Origin of the sequence: Arthrobacter sp. HMWF013 (genome assembly GCF_003061105.1) — a bacterium.
GTDB lineage: Bacteria > Actinomycetota > Actinomycetes > Actinomycetales > Micrococcaceae > Arthrobacter.
Genome location: NZ_QAIQ01000350.1, coordinates 1 through 7,354 on the forward strand (window position 1 = coordinate 1; position 7,354 = coordinate 7,354).

Consider the following 7,354-nt stretch of genomic DNA (forward strand, 5'->3'; position numbering starts at 1 on the left):
GCCGTGGAGACCGGCGAGTCCGTTCAGGTGGGTCAGGTGGTCGCGCGGGTTGGGACCACCGGCTGGTCGACCGGCTGTCATCTTCACTTCGAGACAATACTGGGCGGCAAACACACCAGCCCCCTGAATTGGATCCTTATACCCACCCGGCAGCTGGATGAGCTGGCCGACATCGCCATGGAGAGCTTCGATGCCAGGCCTTCGTCCCCGGCTGCGGAAGCCCTCCGCTGGGCCATCCCTGTTGCCACGGACCAAAGCCATACGGTGTTGTTCGGGGACGACGAGCTGCCCGATCCGCCAAGTCCTGACCCCACCACCCCCGCCCCGGAAACACAGGAACCCACGCCTGCTGCGTCGCCGTCGGACACTACCCCACCGTCCGGAACTGCCTCGCCCTCCGAAACTTCCTCACCGTCCGGGGCTGCCTCGCCCTCCGAAAGTTCCACACCGTCCGGTACCGCGACTCAGACCCCCACTGAGACGGAGACGCCGACACCCAGCCACACATCGCCGACCACGACATCGCCGACGACGACATCGCCCACCACGCCGTCCCCATCCAGGAGTGCGACGTCGACGCCTGTCCCCACAACGACGGCCACACGGTCGCAGCCGACGCCAACATCCACCTCCCCATCGCCGTCCGGCACTGCCACGTCGACGCCTGCCCCCACTCCGACGTCGGCGTCTTCCACCGGGACCCCCACCGACACGGCCACTCCAACGCCGGTAGCTTCCGACTGGAGGGACCGAAGGACAACCGGTCCGACGCCGACGCCGACGCCGACGTCAACCACTGAGAGTGACCCGGCCACGGAGTCGCCGACGGCGGATCCTGTCACCCCGGAAGCTACCCCGTCCCCGACGGCCGGATCCTGAGAGGAGGCTCCAGAGTGGACCCGTACGATGGCCTCTTGGCTACGAATAACCCGTATGAACCACTTCCGGAGGACCCCATGACAGCCCTGCACTCCATTCCACTCACGCTCAACGACGGCTCCGAAACCGATTTCGGCCGTTTCAACGGGAACGCTGTACTGGTGGTCAACGTGGCATCCAACTGCGGCTTCACCCGGCAGTACGCGGGGCTCGAAACCCTCTACGGAAAGTTCCAGGACCGCGGCCTCGAGGTCCTGGGCGTCCCCTGCAACCAATTCGCCGGCCAGGAACCCGGAGACGACGCTGAAATCGCGGAATTCTGCGAACGGAACTTCGGCGTAACATTCCCGCTGACGTCCAAGGCGGACGTGCGGGGCAAGAACCAGCATCCGCTCTATGCCGAGCTGACAAAGTTCAAATCCGGAATATTGCCCGGCCTCGTCAAGTGGAACTTCGAAAAGTTCCTGGTCAACCGCGAGGGGGAAGTGGTGGCCCGCTTCGCACCCACAGTCGAACCGGACTCCGCCGAGATCATTGACGCGATTGAGGAGGTGCTGTCCTGACACATGCCGGACCGTCCACCCTGGACGATTCCCGGAAGTAATTCTTCAGCCTTTTTCCAACACGGCGGCGGCGATTTGCCTAATGTTTGCCAAATGTCTGGTTGGATTGGGCGTACTGAAGGTAGAAGGGAAGAGCCGCTTCCCGCCGACCATAGAGGTAGCAATGAAGCACATCGAGGCCGAACACCCCCGGCCACGCCACTTCCTTCTCCACCTGAGCGATCCCCATCTGATGGGGGGTCCGGAACCTCTTTATGGCGCAGTCGACAGCGAAGCCAGGCTTGTACAGCTCTTCGAGGAGGTCCGGGCATCCGGCGCCAGGCCTGAAGCAGTCATTTTCACCGGCGATCTTGCGGACCAGGGCGAGGCCGAGGCCTACGCCAAGCTCCGGGCCATCGTAGAGCCGGCATGCCAGGACATGGGTGCCAAGGTCATTTGGGCCATGGGAAACCACGACAACCGGGCAAATTTCCGCAAGGGCCTGCTGGACCAGGCGGGAACCGACGATCCCGTGGATCACAGCTATTTCCTCAACGGGCTCCGCATCATCACCATGGACACCTCAGTGCCGGGCTTCCACCATGGCGAACTGAGCGCCGCGCAACTGGAGTGGCTGAGCCGCGAACTTGAGACCCCGGCCCCGGACGGCACCATCCTGGCACTGCATCACCCGCCGGTTCCGTCCGTCCTGGACCTGTCCGTGCTGGTGGAGCTCAGGGACCAGGCGTCCCTGGCCGCCGTCGTCCGTAACTCAGACGTCCGCACCATCCTGGCCGGACACCTGCACTATTCGACCACTGCCAGCTTCGCCGGAGTACCCGTCTCGGTAGCATCGGCCTCGTGCTACACGCAGGACCTCAACGTGCCGGTGGGCGGCACGCGCGGACGCGACGCCGGCCAGTCTTTCAACCTCGTCCATGTCTATGAGCACACCATCGTCCACTCGGTGGTTCCCCTGGGCAGCGCCATCACTGTGGGCGAGTACGTCACCGCCGAGGAGACCACCCGGCGCCTGGCCGACGCCGGAGTAACGATCCCGGAAACCGCGAAGGCACCGACCAAGGCAGGCACCAAAGCTGCGACCAACGCCGGACTGCCTGCGGCCGGCTAGCAGCTTCTGCCGGCCGGGCCTGCAACGGCTAAAGCTCCCAGGGCGCCTTGATGGGGAAGTACTTCTCCAGGAAGTCGGTCACCAGCTGCGCCCGCTCGTCCGCAGGGACTTCGGGGAAACTGCCGTCGTTCAGGCAAAAGAAATCCATATTGCGCTTGGCCAGGAGCTTGGGCAGGTAGTTCAGCCCGGCGCGGGCCGTGGTGTCCACATAGCGCACTTTGGCCGCGGTCTGGGTGACTGCCCGTCCGGTGAGCAGGGCATAGTAGTGGTAGAAGGAGTTGGTGACCGAGATGTTGTCAGCGGCCCGGAACCTGCTCGCCGCCGTCTTCTGGAACTCCGCCGGGAACTCACGTTCCATCTTTGCCACAACGCTGCGACGCAGCGGAGCGGCCGTGTGCTCCAGGTGACGGGTGGTGATCCGCCCGAAGCGGGTCCACAGCAGCTTGCGGTTCACGCGTGCTGCGTTCTCGAAGCCGCTGCGCTCGGCGTCGTTGTCTCCCAGCCCGATCCGGGTGTCGGCCTCGATGAACTTGGTGATGCCTCCGGGAGTGAAGAACATATCCGGGCCCACCGGCCGGCCGAAGAACATGTCGTCATTGGAGTACAGGAAGTGCTCGGAGAGGCCCTCGATGTTGTGGAGCTGGCATTCGACTGCCTGCGAGTTGTGCGTGGGCAGCACTGAGGGATCCGAGAAAAATTCCTCGCTGCGGACAATGGTCACCGACGGGTGCTCGGCAAGCCACTCAGGGGCAGGGGAATCCGTGGCGATGAAGATCCGGCGGATCCACGGCGCAAACATATAGACCGAGCGCAGGGCGTACTTGAGCTCGTTGATCTGGCGGAAGCGGGCTTCGCTGTCGTCGCCTTCGCCCAGGACCACGCCTTTTTGCTGGGCACGGCGGGCGGCGATGTACTCGGGTGAGCTGCCGTCAACCCACGAGAAAACCAGATCGATGTCGAAACTGATGTCGCTGGCGTGGTCCGCGAACATGTTCTCGATGGTCGGCCAGGTGTGCCCGTAGCGTTCAACCGTCCCGCGGACCGCGTCCTGGGTCAGCATGGTGCGGCGCGTCAGCGAGTTCTCGATCGGGAGGATCAGCTGGTTACCCTCGAAGCTCCAGAGCTCAATCTGGACTCCGGCGGAGGAACCGAACTCGAAGCCGCCGTCGGGCTCAACGCGGGGACGGTACAGGCGGAAGATGCGGGCCTGCCTGTTGGGGGAGAGCTCGCCGTCAGCCACCAGCACGGAGGACTTCTTTTTCGCATCAACGGTCATGGAGTAGACCGGCTCATTGCGGCAGGCCTTCACCAGGGCGGACCGGAGCTTCTTCCGGTCCTTCCAGTCCAGGGCGATCACCGGACGGTCGCTGTTGCCCCGGACCAGCAGGTAATCCAGGCCTTCGGCCGCGAGGACACCACGAAGGAACAACAGGTCCTCCACCATGGCCTGGTAGGGCGTCCGGTTGTGGTTGATCAGGGCGTACCTGCCCTTGTGGCGGACTACGTCCGGCCTGTTCTTCAGCCGCGCCTCAGCTGCCGGAGATGTCACCTCCGTATGGCTCCGTACTTCTACGGACGCCTGGCCACCATAATAAATCTCGTCCTGGACCGGTGCTTCTGTAATGGTTGTCTCCGTCGCGGCTAAATGGTAATGGTTCTCTCTTGAATAATAGCGGCACCGCCAAGCGGCGGGCCCCAAGGGGCCCCAAGCAGGTCCCAAGCGGGCCCCAAGCGCGGGAAAGCTGCCGGTGACGGACTCAGCCGGCCACGGCTTCCCGCCAGCTGCGTAGGAAGGCGCCGCCGGCGTCGTCGTGAATCACGTCTTCGCCGAGCCCCAGATCCGTGGCCGTCAGCACCTCGTAGGGCTTCACCGGGACCCCGTCCGCCGGGCGGACGTCGACGTGCTTTACCGGGTGGTCGTTGTGGTGCAGCCAGTCCGCCATGGCGTAGTCGGTGCGGGAATCACCCACGGTCCGCCACGCCTGCGGGGTGATCCCCTGCGCAGCCAGGAGTTCAACGGCACGGCTGGCGCCCAGGTCCTTGCCCAGCCGCACTGACTCAATGTCCGTGGAAATGATGGTGGGGTCCACCCGGTAGTCCACCTCGTCGTCGGAATTCGGCTCATGGTGGTCGAGCCGGACCACACCGAGACCGTGCCTGGCCATCAGCTCCATGGCCTCGGCGTCGAAGAGCTTCTGTTCGGCGAGGTATTCAGCGGACGCTACCTCGATGTGCTGCTCCACGGATACCATGGCCCGCTTGGTTTCATCGAAGAACATGTGCGCCGAAAAGTCCTCGTCGACCAGCCTGCGGACGTCGTCGCCGTAGGCCTGGGGTACAGCCAGTTCGTGGTCCACATGGATGGGGCCGGGCCCGGCAGCGGTGTAGCTGAACCAGACTGCACCCTTTTCGCAGATGGCGTGGATGATGGTTCCCGCGGGAATGCCGGCGGCAATCATCGGTTCCATCACCTGTTCCCTGATAAAGGCATCAGAGCGTCCGGTGTTAAAAACCACCGGAATCCCGGCCGCGGCAAGGGCCACCAGGTCTGCGATGATCTCCGGTTTCACGTCACGGGTCACCGGGCTGGCCACCGGGCCGTCGACATCGAGCAGGAGGGCGAGGGGCGGGGCGGACGGCAGGCGGACGCCCGGCGTGGAACCGGCAGGGAACTCGGGTGCAGTCATGGCTCTATTCTGTCAGCCGGCCGCAGCCGTGCCGGCGCCGGTGGCCCAAGTCCCCGGGATGTGACGGATGGTCACTGTTTGGCTACAACCTGAGGGCTCCGCGGGCCTGACACTTCTCTTGGGAAGCCAACATGCCTAGTGTGGCATGGTGATCTTCAAAGCTGTGGGCGAAGGACGCCCGTACCCCGACCATGGCTACAACACGCCCAAACAATGGGCATCGCTACCGCCGCGCCCCGTCCGCCTTGACGAATTGGTGACCACCAAGCGGACTCTGGACCTGGAAGCGCTCCTGGCCGAAGACTCCACCTTCTTCGGGGATCTCTTTCCCCACGTGGTGCAGTACCAGGGCACCCTCTACCTTGAGGACGGCCTGCACCGGGCTGTGCGCACCGCGCTGCACCAGCGCACCGCCATCCACGCCCGTGTGCTGGTGATCGATGGCTAGGAAACTCAAGGACGTCAGCGTCCTGCACGGCCACCACGTGGTGACCGGGCCCGAGCTGCGGGCAACCTTTGAGGCTGCGGGTGATCCTGACGACCCCGCCCGGCTGCGCCGCCGGGTGGTGCACGGTGTGGTGCTGGTGCTCCTGCTGGGCCTGATCGTGGGCGCGATCATCACCGCAGTGGCCATTGTGAGCGGCCAGCTCCGGATTCCGGCCACCGAGGCCAGCGATGAACCTGCGTCGATCTGCCCGGGTGCAACCTTCGATTACACCCCCCCTGAGCAGATCAACCTCAACGTCTACAACTCCACCAGCCGGCCCGGCCTGGCCAGGACGGTGGCTGATGACTTGCTCGGCCGGAAGTTCGTGGTGGGGGCCGTGGCCAACACTGATGCCGGCTACCGGGGAGTTGCCGCGGTGGTGTCCGGGGCGGCCGGGCAGTCCGCCGCGTTCAGCGTCCAACGGAACGTGCCTGGCTCGGATTACTTCCAGGACGGACGCACTGACGCCAGTGTGGACCTGATTCTTGCAGGGGATTACCAGGCGCTTGCCGCGGCGGACCAGGTGGACCAGACGCCAGGGCCGCTGAGTTGCCCCCGGGAAAGCCGGCGCATCGCGGACGACGCCAAGTGGCCGGTCATTCCGACGGCGGGCCCCACACCGTAGAAGCCTTTTTCCTGTCGATCACGAAAGCGGGAGGCCGACCCGCTGGGGAGTGCCGTCGTCGTCGAACCTCGCGCCGGCACCCAACAGGATGAAGCGCACAGTCCGGGTGATCCGCGCCTCCAGTTCAGCGGGCTCGTTGCTGCCGCGCGCCGCACTGGAGGACAGTGTGCCGTGGATGAGCTGCGCCTGCTGGCTGATATCGGCCTCCGGCAGGTAACCCTGGGCCATGGCGTCACGCAGGATGCCCTGCAGCATGATGCTCAGCTCGCCCACGTGGTCGGCCAGTTTGGCAAAGGACGACGGCGACAGTACCGCCGCCATCGCAGGTCCCGGCGGCAGATGGCGGCGGCTCAGGTCCTCCACCTGGGTGCGGACGTACAGTGCCAGCCGCTCCACGGGGTTTTCGAGCCGGGCCAGGGATTCCCGGAGTTCGGCGAGGAACCGCTCAGTCTCATCCAGCGCGTAGGCGATCAGGAGCTCTTCGATATCGGCGTAGTAGTTGTACACCGCGGTGCGCCCCACCCCGGCATGCCGGGCAACGTCCGTCATGGTCAGCCCCGGCAGGCCGTGGGTGAAGAGGAGCTCGCCGAAGGCTGTCAGGACCCGGCGTTGCGTCTCGGCGCGTTGCGCGGCATTGGTCGCCGCCGAAATCCTGGGCATGCAGACACTTTACCGCGATGTGTCAGTAAAATCTGGTATCAGACAGCGCAGCCGTCCGGGCCGCACGCTTCGCCGTCCGCAGAGTTGACCAGTACCAGTGGATTGGCGTCCTGCCAGGCCTGGTTCAGGGCTGCGGTGAACGTTTCGGCGGGCTGGGCGCCGGAGAGCCCGAACTTGCGGTCGATCACAAAGAACGGGACGCCGCTGATGCCCAGGGCCCGGGCCTCCGCGAAGTCGGCGCGGACGTCGGCGGCGTACTTGTCAGTGGTGAAAAGCGCAGCCACTTCAGCGGCGCCGATTCCCAGCTCACTGCCCAGGGTGGTGAGGTATTCAGTGCTGCCG

The 7,354-nt window shown here is 65.0% G+C and carries 9 protein-coding genes and 1 pseudogene; 5 read left to right on the forward strand and 5 right to left on the reverse strand.

What is annotated here, in order from left to right; translation table 11 throughout:
* Window positions 1-3: 3 nt before the first annotated feature.
* Window positions 4-111, forward strand: a pseudogene (locus tag DBR22_RS25245) (M23 family metallopeptidase); the annotation flags it as partial.
* Window positions 112-464: 353 nt separating this feature from the next.
* Here the strand turns inward: DBR22_RS25245 and DBR22_RS13215 are convergent.
* Window positions 465-842 (reverse strand): hypothetical protein, encoded by a 378-nt coding sequence (locus tag DBR22_RS13215; RefSeq protein WP_146187500.1) that lies wholly within the window; start codon window positions 840-842, stop codon window positions 465-467.
* Window positions 843-956: 114 nt separating this feature from the next.
* On the opposite strand from DBR22_RS13215, the gene DBR22_RS13220 reads away from it, so the two are divergent.
* Together DBR22_RS13220 and DBR22_RS13225 are read left to right on the forward strand one after the other, a co-directional pair.
* Window positions 957-1,442 carry a glutathione peroxidase gene (locus tag DBR22_RS13220; protein ID WP_108599401.1) on the forward strand — a complete coding sequence of 162 codons (486 nt, stop codon included), beginning with the start codon at window positions 957-959 and terminating at the stop codon, window positions 1,440-1,442.
* 163 nt (window positions 1,443-1,605) lie between these two features.
* Window positions 1,606-2,553, forward strand: coding sequence for a phosphodiesterase (locus DBR22_RS13225; protein WP_108599402.1), 948 nt, complete (start codon window positions 1,606-1,608; stop codon window positions 2,551-2,553).
* A gap of 28 nt (window positions 2,554-2,581) precedes the next feature.
* On the opposite strand, the gene DBR22_RS13230 is transcribed toward DBR22_RS13225, so the two are convergent.
* Both DBR22_RS13230 and DBR22_RS13235 read right to left on the reverse strand, forming a co-directional pair.
* Window positions 2,582-3,997, reverse strand: a complete 1,416-nt coding sequence (locus DBR22_RS13230) for a stealth family protein (RefSeq protein ID WP_108599407.1) — start codon at window positions 3,995-3,997, stop codon at window positions 2,582-2,584.
* Window positions 3,998-4,310: 313 nt separating this feature from the next.
* Complete coding sequence (locus tag DBR22_RS13235) at window positions 4,311-5,240, reverse strand: hypothetical protein (protein WP_108599403.1); 930 nt, start codon at window positions 5,238-5,240, stop codon at window positions 4,311-4,313.
* A 148-nt stretch (window positions 5,241-5,388) separates the two neighbouring features.
* Here DBR22_RS13235 and DBR22_RS13240 point away from each other — a divergent pair, with 148 nt between their 5' ends.
* Both DBR22_RS13240 and DBR22_RS13245 read left to right on the forward strand, forming a co-directional pair.
* Window positions 5,389-5,688, forward strand: a complete 300-nt coding sequence (locus DBR22_RS13240) for a type II toxin-antitoxin system VapB family antitoxin (protein ID WP_181365168.1) — start codon at window positions 5,389-5,391, stop codon at window positions 5,686-5,688.
* Window positions 5,681-6,352 (forward strand): LytR C-terminal domain-containing protein, encoded by a 672-nt coding sequence (locus DBR22_RS13245; RefSeq protein WP_108599405.1) that lies wholly within the window; start codon window positions 5,681-5,683, stop codon window positions 6,350-6,352. Before DBR22_RS13240 ends, DBR22_RS13245 begins: the two co-directional genes overlap by 8 nt.
* An 18-nt stretch (window positions 6,353-6,370) precedes the next feature.
* On the opposite strand, the gene DBR22_RS13250 is transcribed toward DBR22_RS13245, so the two are convergent.
* Window positions 6,371-7,012: a TetR/AcrR family transcriptional regulator gene (locus tag DBR22_RS13250; RefSeq protein ID WP_108599406.1), complete on the reverse strand. Its 642-nt coding sequence runs from the start codon at window positions 7,010-7,012 to the stop codon at window positions 6,371-6,373.
* Window positions 7,013-7,050: 38 nt separating this feature from the next.
* The coding region (locus DBR22_RS13255) for a DsbA family oxidoreductase (RefSeq protein ID WP_181365169.1) at window positions 7,051-7,354 on the reverse strand (304 nt) is incomplete at its 5' end.